This window comes from Nitrospirota bacterium (assembly GCA_016214845.1).
GTDB lineage: Bacteria > Nitrospirota > Thermodesulfovibrionia > UBA6902 > UBA6902 > SURF-23.
Map to the genome: position 1 here is coordinate 139,044 of JACRMS010000030.1, position 13,206 is coordinate 152,249.

The following is a 13,206-nucleotide window of genomic DNA, read 5'->3' on the forward strand; positions in this document are numbered from 1 at the left end:
TCTGCTCCTGAATTTCTATAATCGACAAAAAAAGTAGTTAGTAGACGGTAGTTAGGGCTCCCAAACTACCGTCTACTGACTACTCTTTGATGTTAGTTGTCTTCAATAATAATAAGGGTCAAGCCGCAATCGGGGCATTCTACCGCGTCATCACTCACAGGAGAGGCACATGCCGGACACTTCCCCTGGCTCATCATTTCCCTTGAAGCCTGCAGCTCAGGATGTATCTCAGCGCAGTGTTCCTCTATGCGCTCATTCGCCTTCTCAGCATCCTGCGATGACACCAGCAGCCGGTATGTATCGCCGCAGCATCCTTTTTTGCAGCCGGCATCGGTATTGACAGCGCAGGAGATATTGGAATCGATCAGGACATTATAAAGCTCATCCATCCACTTTAAACCGCCTTCCCTGACAACGACCGTATTCTCCAGGGACTTATCCATGCACCGCTTCTTTTCCTCCTGCATCTTTTTGTTTTCCTCAGGCGTCAGCAGGACCGCGCCGCAATCCGCGCAGCGCTCGATATGCGGGAAATACTCAGTGGTGCAATTAGGGCATATTTTAATCCGAGTCATTGTTTAATTATAAAGATAACGCATCCCATTTGCCAGCATACTATCTGACTTGCACATTCCGCACTGGTGAAAAAGGGCAGAGGTGATGTAAATCGAGTTGCATCGGCCAGGTCAATTTGCTATCATAATGCTATCACTAATTATAAAGGAGAAAGCATGGCCCAATTACTTGTAAGAAATATTGAACCTGAAACCATTGACCGGCTCAAGGTGCGGGCAAAGCGTCATCACCGTTCCCTGCAGGGTGAAGCAAAAATAATTCTGGAAGAGGCCGCGCGAAAAATCACCATGGAAGAGGCGCGAAAACGGGTCCAGCAGTGGCGCAAGAAATTCGCAGGCAAAAAGTTCAGCGACAGCGCGGAACTGATAAGAGAGGACCGGGACCGTTGAAGAAATATGTTGTAGATGCGTCGGTGAGCATCAAGTGGTTTGTCCCTGAAATTCACGAAGAGGCCTCCTTGCGGGTACTGGACAGTGCTGTTGAACTCTATGCCCCGGATTTAATTTATGCTGAGATGGGAAATGTCTTATGGAAGAAATGGCGCCGGAAAGAGTTGTCCGGTGAAGATGTCAGCGGCATTATGCAGGATTTCATGGCTATAACTTTTCAGATCCATAAGAGCTTCGACCTATCGGCTGATGCATTAGATATAGCAAAGGAGCACAACCAGACATTTTATGACTGTATCTATGTTGCACTTGCACTGAGCGCTGAGTGCGCTTTAATTACTGCGGACAACAAACTATATAAAGCCTTTCATAAGTCCAATCTAAAGAAACATATTCTATGGATCGAGGATATCCCATAGATGCTTGTTAACCGGGAATTCCACTCTTTCACACTTTGGCACTTTCGCTCTTCTATTATTGTTCTGTTGCTCTGCGGCGCTGAATAGTTCAGAGGCAATTCAAGGCAATTCGAGTTATTGCCCTTTAAAGCTGCTTGACGTATAATCATTGCTTAAATTATGCAAGAGAACAGTGTTGTCGGAAAAGATGCTAAGTATGATGTCGTAATAGGTGGAATTTTATTCTTAATAGTTTTTATATCAAAGGCCAACGTTTTAAACCTTCCATATCACTGGGACGAGATGGGCGCATTTGTCGTCCCCGCTCACTGGTTAGCCGAGGGCAGCCTTCTTAGAGTTTTACCGGGACTTCATCCTCCCGAAGTGTTTTTCGGTCATCCCCCCGGTTTTCACCTGACCCTGGCTTTATTTTTTAAAGTTTTTGGTGAAAAAATATGGCTGCCCCATTTATTTATGGCAGGCTTTTCATTCTTGGGCGTATATTTCACATACTTACTGTCGAGCCATTTGTTTGATCGCGTAACCGGGCTGTTAGCTTCACTGTTATTATTTTTTACGCCGCTCTATTTTACCCTGTCAGGCATTGCTTATCCGGAGCTTCTCGTCGCTTCTTTAGGAATCATGTGCGTATACTTCATGCTTAAGGAAAGATACATGGCTTATCTCGCCTGCGGTTTATATCTCTTTACGATCAAAGAATCTGCGGCAGCGATACTCTTTGCAATAATGCTTTATTCCTATCTTCAGGACAGGACCCGCCCTGATGTAAAAATCAAAACCCTTAAATATGCTGTCCCTTTTATCCTGCTTTGCGTCTTCTTTATAGTACAAAAAATAACCACGGGTATGTTCCTTCCTAATACATATTTTGATTCCAATCCATTCTTACGGCCTAATTTTGATAGTATAAAATGGGCCTTTTATAAGCAGGGCAGAATAATATTGACTTCCTTGATCGTTTTGAATTTACTTATCAATAAAAAGACAATAGTCCGGAAAAAAGAAATTGCTCTTTTTATGATGATTTTTTTATTCTTTGTAGGGACTTTTTCTTTTATTTATTTTGGTGGACGTTATATCCTGCCTGTCCTTCCGTATTTTTGCATTCTCGGCGCATATTCCGTTGTCCAACTATTCAAAGATTCGAGGCTCCGGATAGCTATCGTAATTGTTATACTTGCTGTTTTTATCGGCAAGACTTACAGCAGTAAAAAGCACAGCGGCGGTTTTGATACGGACATGCAATATGTGGACGTAGTCCGGACACATAAAGAGACGTGCCAATATATAGAAGAAACCTTTCCCGGGAAAACAGTATTGGCCGAATGGCCCGTTTCGGTCGCGCTAAAATACCCTTATCTGGGATATGTGAATAAGCCTGTAAAAGTTGTAAGGGTCGACGAGCCTTGCGACATCATTATTTATACCCTTCAGGGACACCCCAATAACAGGAAGATTAAGGAAATAATTAATCAGCAAAATCTTAGTCCGCACAAGATAATTGAGAACAACGGCAAGCGTGATGAAATTTATTTGACAAAGTCTTATTAGTGTACCTTAACCTCCCATACATACAGGCGGCCTCCTGCCGAATGATAACATCATCGGAAGTGCCAGATTGACGGGAGTTCTGTTTAAAGCGTCCACAGTTTCAGGCTGCCCGGATCAGATAATCCTCTTGGCACACTGGGGCAGGCTGCGCTTTATGAATGCAACACCAGCACTATTTAAAGATAGTGCCTGCAAGAAGTAATCTATGCATAGCCACATTTAATCCGCTTCAACCGCCGCTCTCAGTTCGTGCAGTATGTCCTGAATTAAATCCGTGCTGATCCTTTTTGAGAACCGGAGTTTATTAACGTATTTTGGGTCTTTGACTATGTTGATCAAGTCAGCTTTATGGATAACATTATGGGGCGGCATGTCGCATCGTTTCGCGTACTTTTCCCTGATATCGAAAACTTTGCGGAAAACGGCCTTATTGTCGTCCCGGAGCCTGCCGTATCCGTTTATCTTCCTGTATTTGTCTTCAGGGTTCCTGGTGTAATCCTTGTTCTGGATCTGCAGGTTCCTCAGGAAAAAGGGCTCAAATAATTTCTTTGCGTACAGTTTCGCTAAAATAACGTCCTTCAATGGAAGCAGATGTATGACATCGTTGAGGGCATAATCAATTGCCTCTTCAAATACAGGCCTGTTTGCCCAGTTATGCTTCTGAAATTTCTTTTTCTTTTCCAGAAATATTCCAAGTTCAAATGCAATTACCGAATGAAGGTCCTTCTTGTCATAATCAAGGAGATCGGCAGCCGGCCTCAGATCCAGTATCGATTTAATTTCTATATCGGCGGAGTTTTTAAGTAAAGATAAGTCGCTCCCCGCGTCATACATTACTTTCAGTATGTTCGCATTCTCAAAGAGGAGTTTGAGGGTAGCGGTATCTATCCTGAACGGATCGATGATCACCTTGTTCACTCCATCGAAGATCTGCGTTAAACATAACCTTTCTCCGTAAGCGTGCAGATTGGACTCCGCCTCTATATCCAGTGCGATGATATGGAGCCCTTTTTCTTCAAACTTCCCAAGGTATGATCGAAGCCCGGACCTGTTGTCAATATTAATGTAGTTCATAAGTTAAATCGTAGGGGCAGGCCGTGTCTGCCCTTTTTACCTCTGCTCCAATGTTTCAACGGCAATGCCGCATGAATCAAAATTCTCAAGAAAGACAGGGAACGGTTCCTCAGGGCAAAGTTCGTACAGCTTTTCCACAAAGTCCATTACATATGCCGCGGCGCGGTGTTTCATGTGCGCGTTGTTGTCTGCGAAAATTATAAAGTGAATAAACCTTGTCGGGTCCTGCTTTAACTGAAGTGAATTGTAGAGCAGTGTTCCCGGCTCTTTTTCCCTCACCTTTGAGATAAGTTCATTTATCGCTTTCTTCGCCTCATCAAGTTTTTCTTCCTTCACCTGAAACGGAATCATCACATATTCTCTCATTCTAATCCTCTCTTTAGTGGTATTCACTATTGGTCATCCCGCATGACTATTTCTCATCGAATGAGAATGACTCGCAGGCAGTGTAGTTCTCCAGGTCCTGGATCTTTATTTTCTGCTCCAGGAGCAGCGCGTTTGCGATATCGCCATAAGTTACGACCCCGATCAGCCTTTTGTTCTCAAAGACAGGCATGTGGCGGATGCGCGCAGTTATCATGACGCCCATGCACTCGTCAACGGACTTGTCTGGAGTAATACAATAGATTTCCCTTGTCATTATTTTTTTGACCGGCACTTCTTTGGGGGACAATTCTTTCAGGATTATATTTCTGGCCAGGTCTCTCTCGGAAACGATTCCGGCGACCTTGTCCCTGTCGATGACGACTAATACCCCAATATTCCTTTCCGCCATGATTTCCATAGCCGTATAGGCGGTGTCCTGGGGGCCTATGGACCAGACAGCAGAACTTTTTGACAGCAGTACATCCTTGATTTTTAACATTGCATGGTCACTCCATCTTATTTCTTTTCAATTATAAAATCGCTTCATGCGGCGTATTATGGCAGCGAAAAAGCGCTAACGCATGAATGCGGTTATTATACAACTTTAACAAAATAACGGGGAGATGGAAGGGCAAAAGTTCAAAAGTGCAGAGGAGCAAAAGTATATAAGAGCAAAAGTGCCAGAGGACCAGCGCACTTGACCACGGAGACATCGATTGCATAAATTATAAGTACGAGCATTTAAATCGCGCGTTCATGTTTTACAAAGGAGACTTAAATGGACATCAATAAATTGCGTCAGCTTCTGCCCGATAGTCTGGAAGACGAGCACCTGTTCGTCTCTACGCGGGACCATGTCGGGAAGAACCGTTATCAATGGAATATTGTGCTTGAAAGGGGTCTTTCTTTTGATTACGGGCTTTTCATGCCGGCCTGTCTTCCCTGTTTTACCGAGGCGGCCATCAATAATTTATCAGGTCTTACCTACATGGAACTGGCATGGGTGATAATGAGGGGCTTTCTCCCTAAAGAAGATATATCCGATGTCATTCTTGCGGACATTTGTGAAGGCGCGTACAGTGAAACGATCATCCCGATCGAGGAAGCCGTTGATGACAACAATCTTGTGATTGCGCGTCTTGACAGGGGGCCTTCGTGCAGCTTCAAGGACTTTGCCGCGAGGTTTCTTGCAAGGCTTATGGGCCATTATCTCTCAATCAAAAAGAGACGGGCTGCTGTCATCGTTGCCACATCAGGTGATACCGGCACGGCGATACAGACGGCCTTTTACGGCGTGCCGAACACGAATGTCCTCGTCCTGTACCCCGCCGACAGGGTCTCCGATGTGCAGGAAAAACAGATGCTCTCGGTAACGGGAAATGTCCGCGCTGTCCCGGTCAATGGGAATTTTGATGATTGCCAGCAATTGGCCAAGAGGCTGCTTAATGATAATAATATCCGTGAACGGTTTAATCTCACCTCGGCCAATTCCATATCGGTGTGGAGGTTACTGCCTCAAACCGTTTATTACTTCCATATCTGGCTGGAGCTCAACAGGAAGTTCCCCGGCCAGAATATTTTATTTGCTGTGCCATCGGGCAATCTCGGCAATCTCACCGCGGGACTGATAGCAAAGCGGATGGGTCTGCCTGTCAAGGTTTTTATCGCCGGAACTAACGCAAATAATATCTTTGCGAACATTGTCGGTAAAGGGACCTCCTCCGGCAGTCTCAGCAATAAGAACACGCTTGCAAATTCAATGGACATCTCCGTGCCCTCAAACCTTGAGCGTATACTTTACCTGTACGGCGAATCACCGGAAAATATACCTGATATTCTTTTAGAAAAGAGAAGCATCTCGCCGGAGGTGGTGAGAAGCCTGCGCAAAGATGTTTTCGGAGAGGACATTATCACGAACGAAGATATCGAGGCGCACATCGTAAGATTCTGGCGGAGAAATAACATCGTCCTCGAACCGCATGGAGTAATAGGCGTGGCAGCGTCTTTCAGATACCGCCAGTATTTCAGCGGCGACAAATCAATTATCGCTGTGCTTGAGACCGCGTCACCGTCGAAGTTTCCCGATTTTCAGAAAAACTATCCGGACATCCCCATTCCGCAGTGCCCTGCAGTTAAAAAATTGGCAAGGGTAGATCTTAAAGCCATCCGCCCCAAAAGGGTGCCTGCCGAGCCGGGCGCGATCGTCGAGAAACTGGAAGCACTGATTAACGGCAAGTAGGAAAGTTCCAAAGTGCCATAGAGCAAAAGTGCAAAAGCAGGGGCAGGCCCCTGTGCCTGCCCAATTGGTTATGAGCGGAGGGACAATTGGTTTGAGAATAAGGTATTCGATATGACGTCATGCAAACACAGTAATCTCGTGCTATTGCCTGCGGCGAAGAACATGCTGCGGTGCAGGCGCTGCCATTTGACAATCAAGGCTGATGAACTCGGAAAGAGTTTTTGTCCTGAATGTTTTGAGACACACAACGAGAAACGTTATGACTTTGAAGAGATAGAGGTGAATGAAACAGGAATTTCAAAATACAGATGTGAAGACTGCGGTGTCATTATTGAAAGCGGTTAGCGCGATACCTTGACAAAGCTTCCTTCATTCTTTAATATTTTCAATATCATACAGAATACTGTTTTGATAATTGACACACATTGAAGGCGCGTAGCTCAGTGGGAGAGCGCTTCCTTGACACGGAAGAGGTCAGGGGTTCGATACCCCTCGTGCCTACCATTTTTTAAGAAAGCAGACAGCTATCAGCGGTCAGCCGAAGAAGCTTTACCCAGCTTTTTTTGTTGCAAGCTAACAGCTAAAAGCTATTACAGGGAGGTTTAAATTTTAGAATCTGCGCAAAACGATAAGGAATTTCTTGAAGTCTACCGCCATAGCACTTCCCACATAATGGCCCACGCTGTTAAAGAACTTTTCCCGGACACAAAGTTTGCGATAGGCCCTGCTATTCAGGACGGCTTTTATTATGACTTCGATTGCGATCATGCTTTTACTCAGGAAGACCTGCCCCGCATCGAAGAAAAAATGAAGGAGATCATAAAGGCCAACAAACCGTTTGTGAGAAAAGAGATGCCAAAGGGGGAAGCTGTAAAGTTTTTCCAGGAGCGCGGCGAGACCTACAAGGTGGAACTTATAAATGAGATCCCGGATGAGACGGTTTCCCTCTATGAGGAAGGTAACTTCATTGACCTCTGCCGGGGCCCGCATCTGGAATCAGCAGGAAAAGTTAAGGCGTTCAAGCTTCTGTCCGTCGCAGGCGCTTACTGGCGCGGGGATGAAAAGAACAAGATGCTCCAGCGCATTTACGGGGTCTCATTTCCGACAAAAGATGAATTAAAAAAGCACCTTGATTTCCTTGAAGAGGTCAAAAAGAGAGACCACAGGCGTCTTGGAAAAGAGCTGGACCTTTTCAGCATGAACGATGATATTGGTTCAGGACTGGTCCTCTGGCATCCGCGTGGAGCAACGATCAGAAGGGCCATTGAAAACTTCTGGCTGGACGAACACTACAAGTCGGGTTATCAGATTCTCTACACGCCTCACATGGCAAAACTTGATTTATGGAAGAAGACAGGCCACCTGGATTTTTACAGAGAGAACATGTACTCGCCGATGGAGATAGAGGGTCTTGATTATGAAATAAAACCCATGAACTGCCCCTTCCACGTATATATTTTTAAGAGCCAGTTGAGGAGCTACAGGGACTTGCCTCTGCGCTTTGCAGAATTAGGCACTGTTTACAGGTATGAGCGCTCAGGCGTGCTGCATGGGCTTCTAAGGGTCCGGGGTTTTACACAGGATGACGCTCATATATTTTGCAGGGAAGATCAGATCGAAACTGAAGTGCTGAAGGTGCTGGAATTTACACTCTTCATTTTGGCGACCTTTGGATTTTCAGATTATGACATATACCTTTCAACACGGCCTGAAAAATACGTGGGCACTGAAGATGCGTGGAAAAAGGCAACCGATGCATTGCAGCAGGCGCTCACACATAAAGGATTGAAATACGAAATCGATCCGGGCGAAGGTGTTTTCTACGGGCCCAAGATCGATATCAAGGTCAGAGATTCCCTCGGCAGGCAATGGCAATGCAGTACGATACAGGTCGATTTCAATATCCCTGAACGGCTGGACATTACGTACAGGGGCGCGGACAGCAAGGACTACAGGCCGATAATGATACACCGCGCGCTCATGGGCTCGCTGGAGCGCTTTTTCGGCGTGCTGATCGAACATTACGCGGGGGCGTTTCCGTTATGGCTTTCCCCGGTGCAACTGTCCTTATTGACTATTTCGGACAGACATGTAGAATATTGCAGGGGCATAATGGACTCCTTGATTAAGGAGGGGATAAGGGTTGACATGGACGGCGAAAATGAGAAAATAGGTTATAAGATAAGGAAAGCTACTGTATTAAAAACACCCTACATGTGTATAATAGGTGATAAAGAATTAGAAAATAATACTGTAAATATCAGGAAAAGAAACGGAGAAAATGTCGGGGAAATGTCAGTTGAAAAATTAATAGCATTTCTCAAAGATGAAATCTCAAACAGGAGGAAATCATAGAAAAAGAGTTACGGATAAACAGGTGGATCAGGGCAAGAGAAGTTAGAGTGATAGGCAGCGACGGAAGCCAGTTGGGGGTCATGGATGTCAGAGACGCAGTTAAGCTTGCACAAGAGCAGGATTATGATCTTGTAGAAGTGGCCCCGGGTGCCGCGCCTCCTGTCTGCAGGATAATGGACTATGGCAAATACCGTTACCAGCAGAGCAAAAAGCATTCAACAAAAAGCAAGACTATAAATGTTAAAGAGATAAAGGTCAGACCTCAGATCAATGAGCATGACCTGCTTTTCAAGATGAAAAGCATACAGAAATTTTTAGAGCATGGAGACAAGGCGAAGATCACCATGATGTTCAGGGGCAGAGAGATTGTTCACGCGTCAATAGGGCAAAAGGTTTTTACCCGCATCCTTGAAGAATTTTCTCAGACAGCCAATGTTGAGCAGTCCACAAAAATGGAAGGCAACCGCATGACAATGGTTCTCGGGCCGAAGTAACAAACAGAATACGGAGAGAGGAGGTAGAAATGGCAAAACTGAAAACACACAGAGGAGCTGCAAAGAGATTTAAAAAGACTGCGACCGGAAAGATAAAAAGATTTAAGGCGTATAAGAGCCATCTTTTAGCAAGCAAGGCCTCTAAAAGGACCAGACATCTAAGAAAGAGCGGATTAGTACATAAGGCAAATCTTGACCACGTTAAGAAAATGCTCCCTAATTAATATACATCTGATCAGGCATATCCGCATCATCTTTTTATAATTAATAGATTACGTATTCAAAAATTTTAATAAATACTGTATAATTACGTTTCGAGATTGTCTGATACTTGTCATTGCGAGAAGCGTAACGGCGAAGCAGTCTCTTAAGTGTTAGACAGAATGACCGCGCACCTTTTGGGTGCTCGCAATGACATAATGTAAATAGTAAATTCAGGAGGTAACTATAAATGCCGAGAGCTAAAGGTGGTTTTAAAACAAGAAGGAGAAGGAAGAGAGTTCTCCAGATGTCGAAAGGCTATTATGGAGCAAAGAATAGCCTGTACAGGATCGCAACCGAGGCGGTTGACAAAGCATTGACCTATGCCTATAAAGACAGAAAGCTGAAGAAGAGAGACTTCAGGTCCCTGTGGATTATAAGGATAAACGCAGCGGCAAGGGCGCTGGGAATTTCTTACAGCCAATTCATGAACAAACTCAAGAAACTTAATATCGCGCTGAACAGGAAGGCCCTTGCTGACATGGCTTACAACGATCCGCAGGGTTTTAACAACCTTGTAGAAATGGTCAAGAAGGGTAATGCTCAATGATATCCTGTCCATAAAGAATCTTGCACGGGACGAAATCGAGAAAGCTGAAAGCCTTAAAGAAATACAAGATCTGAAAATCAAATACCTTGGCAAAAAAGGTTTCCTTACCGTCAAGATTAAATCCCTCGGCTCTATTCCTCAGGAAGACAGACGCGAATACGGGCGTGTTTTAAACGAAGCAAAGATATATATTGAAGACCTTCTCCGTAAATATGAAGAGACCTTCAATACCGCCGAACTGAATAAAATTCTCCAGACCCAGCGCATTGACGTTACAGTCCCCGGATGCTACATCCCAACCGGGCGTCTCCATCCCACAACTCAGGTGCTTGATGAGATCATAAAAATATTTACCTCTTTAGGCTTCAACGTTGAAGAAGGCCCTGAGATCGAACTCGACTTCTATAATTTTGAAGCGCTCAATATGCCGAAGAACCACCCCGCGCGCGATATGCAGGATACATTTTACATATCTGATGACGTTGTCTTGAGGACACATACCTCATCCGTGCAGGTGCGTGTCATGCAGAATACTGCCCCGCCGCTAAGGGTCATCGCCCCTGGAAAGGTCTACAGGTGCGATGCTGATGTGACGCACATCCCGATGTTCCACCAGTTGGAAGGTTTCATGGTTGACAAGCATATTACAATGAGCGACCTGAAGGGCGTTTTGCAAGTATTCATTCAAATGGTTTTCGGAGTTGATACGAAGTTACGCTTCAGGCCGAGCTTCTTTCCATTCACTGAACCGAGCGCGGAGATTGATATATCATGCGTCATTTGCAAAGGCGCCGGATGCAATGTCTGTAAAAATACAGGATGGCTTGAGATCCTCGGCGCAGGCATGATCAATCCAAGGGTATTTGAAATGGCAGGATATAATCCTGAGGTCTATACAGGGTTTGCCTTTGGAATGGGAATCGAACGCGTTGCAATGCTTAAGTACGGGATTGACGATATCAGACTTTTTTACGAGAACGATAAAAGGTTTCTGCAGCAGTTTTAGAAGATCCCAACTGTCAGACCGGGCATTTTCCATCTGAAAAATCCGACTTACACCTTATCAAAGATTTTGGTAGTGGGTCAGTTTCCCAAACTGACCCACTACCAAGATTTTTATTGACTTTTCATATAATCTGTTTTAAGTTAAGTTAACCATTTGCTCTTAAGCTGTAACATCTTACAACTCATTAATTCTTTACGAACCTTTTTCAAAAGTAATCTTTATCGAAAGGGGAATATGATGATAAAGAAAGTTACCCACCGGTTTTTCTCAGCACCTGTATTATGCTTTTTACTGTTTATCTTTGTGTCGGCGTTAAGCCGGAGTGTGAGCCCCGCGGTTTTTATACCCTTTACTGAGCCGCTTGATGACTGGCAGAGCAGGGATTCCTTATCTGGAGGTAACCTGATTTCCGTCGCCTACAGCGGCAGCGTTTTTGTTGTCGTGGGAAACACAGGAACAATTCTCACGTCTCCTGACGGGACGATCTGGACGCAGAGGACATCGGGGACAACCAGTCCTCTTAATGACATTACCTATGGAGGCAATATCTTTGTAGCAGTGGGAACAAACGGAACGATCCTCACGTCACCTGACGGGACAACCTGGACGCAGAGGACATCGGGGACTGCCAATTTCATCACCGGCGTCACCTATGGAGGCAATATCTTTGTAGCAGTGGGAACAAACGGAACGGTCCTCACGTCACCTGACGGGACAACCTGGACGCAGAGGACATCGGGGACTGTCAATTATCTCGGGGGCGTCACCTATGGCAACGGCATCTTTGTTGTTGTGGGGTATCCGGTGATCCTCACGTCACCTGACGGGATAACCTGGACGCAGAGGACATCGGGGACTGCCAATGGCCTCTATGGCGTCGCCTATGGCGTCAATACATTTGTCGCTGTGGGAGACAACGGAACGGTCCTCACGTCACCTGACGGGACAACATGGACACAGAGGACCCCGGGGATTTACTACAGGCTTTACGGCGTCACCTATGGGGGCAATACCTTTGTAGCAGTGGGAGCAAACGGAACAATTCTCACTTCTCCTGACGGGACAGCCTGGACGCAGAGGACATCAATAACTGCCAATACACTCGGCGGCGTAGTCTATGGCGGCAATAATACCTTTGTTGCCGTGGGGGATTACGGGACGATTATTCAGGCAGGCACTAATGTCTGGATGTCTGTGTCCGGCGACTGGGTTTATGAGAACGGCGAATACAGCGGTTTGGACGCAGCCGGGACTTTGGCGATCACGGTTCTCGGCAATTCACAAACAGTCAATCCCGTGGTAATAGAATCAGACCTCTTCATGCAGCCTGATGATGTGCTGTATACCAACGGTTTTATTATTTTCGACTATCAGGGGCCTAACGATTTCAAATATGCCGGGGCCAAAGAAGGGCTTAATAAATGGCTGATAGGATATTATGATGGGAGCTGGCATGACCTTGCGGAATTATCAGAGCCGGTTGATGCAGCGAGATGGTACAGGTTGAGGGTTGAGATTAACGGCAACACAGCAAGGCTGTATGTGGATGATGACAGGGACGGAAGCGGATATGTTTACAAGACAGAGGCGGCTTTTACAAATACCGGGGCCGGCCCAATCGGACTTGCGGCACTTTACAGCCATTCGCATTTCGACAATTTTGCCGTCATAATTGATTCAGACGGCGACGGTTATCTTGCGGATGTTGATTGCAATGATAACGATGCCAACATATATCCCGGAGGGCTTCCGGCAAGAATTCCAGGGACAAGTCCTGTGTATTTCACCACGCTTCAGGCGGCTTACGACGCGGCTGGAGACGGGGATACGATTCAAGTTCAGGCTGCGGCGTTTACAGAGAGCTTCAACCTCAACCTTAATAAATCAGTAACACTGAATGGCGGATATGATTGCGGATACGCGGCA

The 13,206-nt window shown here is 45.6% G+C and carries 15 protein-coding genes and 1 tRNA gene; 12 read left to right on the forward strand and 4 right to left on the reverse strand.

Annotation, left to right across the window (positions count from 1 at the left end; all coding sequences use genetic code 11):
- Positions 1 to 92 precede the first annotated feature (92 nt).
- A complete protein-coding gene (locus HZB61_10685) occupies positions 93 to 575 on the reverse strand; it encodes a hypothetical protein (GenBank protein MBI5057068.1) in 483 nt (160 codons plus the stop codon).
- Between the two features lie 156 nt (positions 576 to 731).
- On the opposite strand from HZB61_10685, the gene HZB61_10690 reads away from it, so the two are divergent.
- The 3 genes from HZB61_10690 (at position 732) to HZB61_10700 (ending at position 2,935) form a co-directional block, all read left to right on the forward strand.
- Positions 732 to 965, forward strand: coding sequence for a hypothetical protein (locus tag HZB61_10690; GenBank protein ID MBI5057069.1), 234 nt, complete (start codon positions 732 to 734; stop codon positions 963 to 965).
- A complete protein-coding gene (locus HZB61_10695) occupies positions 962 to 1,384 on the forward strand; it encodes a type II toxin-antitoxin system VapC family toxin (protein ID MBI5057070.1) in 423 nt (140 codons plus the stop codon). The genes HZB61_10690 and HZB61_10695 overlap by 4 nt, the downstream gene beginning before the upstream one ends.
- A 159-nt stretch (positions 1,385 to 1,543) precedes the next feature.
- Positions 1,544 to 2,935: a glycosyltransferase family 39 protein gene (locus HZB61_10700; protein ID MBI5057071.1), complete on the forward strand. Its 1,392-nt coding sequence runs from the start codon at positions 1,544 to 1,546 to the stop codon at positions 2,933 to 2,935.
- A 219-nt stretch (positions 2,936 to 3,154) separates the two neighbouring features.
- Here HZB61_10700 and HZB61_10705 read toward each other — a convergent pair whose 3' ends face one another.
- Genes HZB61_10705 through HZB61_10715 form a run of 3 tightly spaced genes read right to left on the reverse strand, consistent with a single transcriptional unit; the run spans position 3,155 to position 4,874 of the window.
- Positions 3,155 to 4,009 carry a hypothetical protein gene (locus HZB61_10705; protein MBI5057072.1) on the reverse strand — a complete coding sequence of 285 codons (855 nt, stop codon included), beginning with the start codon at positions 4,007 to 4,009 and terminating at the stop codon, positions 3,155 to 3,157.
- A 36-nt stretch (positions 4,010 to 4,045) separates the two neighbouring features.
- The gene (locus HZB61_10710; protein ID MBI5057073.1) at positions 4,046 to 4,402 is read right to left on the reverse strand and encodes an antibiotic biosynthesis monooxygenase; all 357 of its coding nucleotides are present in this window, start codon (positions 4,400 to 4,402) and stop codon (positions 4,046 to 4,048) included.
- Positions 4,403 to 4,421: 19 nt separating this feature from the next.
- Complete coding sequence (locus tag HZB61_10715) at positions 4,422 to 4,874, reverse strand: CBS domain-containing protein (protein MBI5057074.1); 453 nt, start codon at positions 4,872 to 4,874, stop codon at positions 4,422 to 4,424.
- Positions 4,875 to 5,153: 279 nt separating this feature from the next.
- Between HZB61_10715 and thrC the strand changes: the two genes are divergently transcribed.
- The 9 genes from thrC to HZB61_10760 form a co-directional block, all read left to right on the forward strand.
- Positions 5,154 to 6,614 (forward strand): threonine synthase, encoded by a 1,461-nt coding sequence (thrC, locus tag HZB61_10720; GenBank protein MBI5057075.1) that lies wholly within the window; start codon positions 5,154 to 5,156, stop codon positions 6,612 to 6,614.
- Positions 6,615 to 6,725: 111 nt separating this feature from the next.
- On the forward strand, positions 6,726 to 6,959 hold the full coding sequence (locus HZB61_10725; protein MBI5057076.1) for a hypothetical protein: 234 nt from the start codon (positions 6,726 to 6,728) through the stop codon (positions 6,957 to 6,959).
- Positions 6,960 to 7,043: 84 nt separating this feature from the next.
- A tRNA-Val gene (locus HZB61_10730) sits at positions 7,044 to 7,118 on the forward strand.
- A 102-nt stretch (positions 7,119 to 7,220) separates the two neighbouring features.
- Positions 7,221 to 8,969: a threonine--tRNA ligase gene (gene thrS, locus HZB61_10735; GenBank protein ID MBI5057077.1), complete on the forward strand. Its 1,749-nt coding sequence runs from the start codon at positions 7,221 to 7,223 to the stop codon at positions 8,967 to 8,969.
- On the forward strand, positions 8,966 to 9,463 hold the full coding sequence (locus tag HZB61_10740; protein ID MBI5057078.1) for a translation initiation factor IF-3: 498 nt from the start codon (positions 8,966 to 8,968) through the stop codon (positions 9,461 to 9,463). Before thrS ends, HZB61_10740 begins: the two co-directional genes overlap by 4 nt.
- 29 nt (positions 9,464 to 9,492) lie before the next feature.
- Positions 9,493 to 9,687, forward strand: coding sequence for a 50S ribosomal protein L35 (rpmI, locus tag HZB61_10745; protein MBI5057079.1), 195 nt, complete (start codon positions 9,493 to 9,495; stop codon positions 9,685 to 9,687).
- Between the two features lie 227 nt (positions 9,688 to 9,914).
- Positions 9,915 to 10,274 carry a 50S ribosomal protein L20 gene (gene rplT / locus HZB61_10750; GenBank protein MBI5057080.1) on the forward strand — a complete coding sequence of 120 codons (360 nt, stop codon included), beginning with the start codon at positions 9,915 to 9,917 and terminating at the stop codon, positions 10,272 to 10,274.
- Positions 10,264 to 11,280 (forward strand): phenylalanine--tRNA ligase subunit alpha, encoded by a 1,017-nt coding sequence (gene pheS, locus HZB61_10755; protein MBI5057081.1) that lies wholly within the window; start codon positions 10,264 to 10,266, stop codon positions 11,278 to 11,280. The genes rplT and pheS overlap by 11 nt, the downstream gene beginning before the upstream one ends.
- 234 nt (positions 11,281 to 11,514) lie before the next feature.
- Positions 11,515 to 13,206, forward strand: a 1,692-nt coding sequence (locus HZB61_10760) for a hypothetical protein (protein MBI5057082.1), incomplete at its 3' end; no start/stop codon positions are given.

Excerpts from the sequence above, each read along its gene's own strand:
- HZB61_10685 (MBI5057068.1), bottom strand. The coding sequence starts at position 575 with ATGACTCGGATTAAAATATGCCCTAATTGCACCACTGAGTATTTCCCG.
- HZB61_10690 (MBI5057069.1), top strand. The coding sequence starts at position 732 with ATGGCCCAATTACTTGTAAGAAATATTGAACCTGAAACCATTGACCGG.
- HZB61_10700 (MBI5057071.1), top strand. The coding sequence starts at position 1,544 with ATGCAAGAGAACAGTGTTGTCGGAAAAGATGCTAAGTATGATGTCGTA.
- HZB61_10705 (MBI5057072.1), bottom strand. The coding sequence starts at position 4,009 with ATGAACTACATTAATATTGACAACAGGTCCGGGCTTCGATCATACCTT.
- HZB61_10715 (MBI5057074.1), bottom strand. The coding sequence starts at position 4,874 with ATGTTAAAAATCAAGGATGTACTGCTGTCAAAAAGTTCTGCTGTCTGG.
- thrC (MBI5057075.1), top strand. The coding sequence starts at position 5,154 with ATGGACATCAATAAATTGCGTCAGCTTCTGCCCGATAGTCTGGAAGAC.
- HZB61_10725 (MBI5057076.1), top strand. The coding sequence starts at position 6,726 with ATGACGTCATGCAAACACAGTAATCTCGTGCTATTGCCTGCGGCGAAG.
- rpmI (MBI5057079.1), top strand. The coding sequence starts at position 9,493 with ATGGCAAAACTGAAAACACACAGAGGAGCTGCAAAGAGATTTAAAAAG.
- rplT (MBI5057080.1), top strand. The coding sequence starts at position 9,915 with ATGCCGAGAGCTAAAGGTGGTTTTAAAACAAGAAGGAGAAGGAAGAGA.
- pheS (MBI5057081.1), top strand. The coding sequence starts at position 10,264 with ATGCTCAATGATATCCTGTCCATAAAGAATCTTGCACGGGACGAAATC.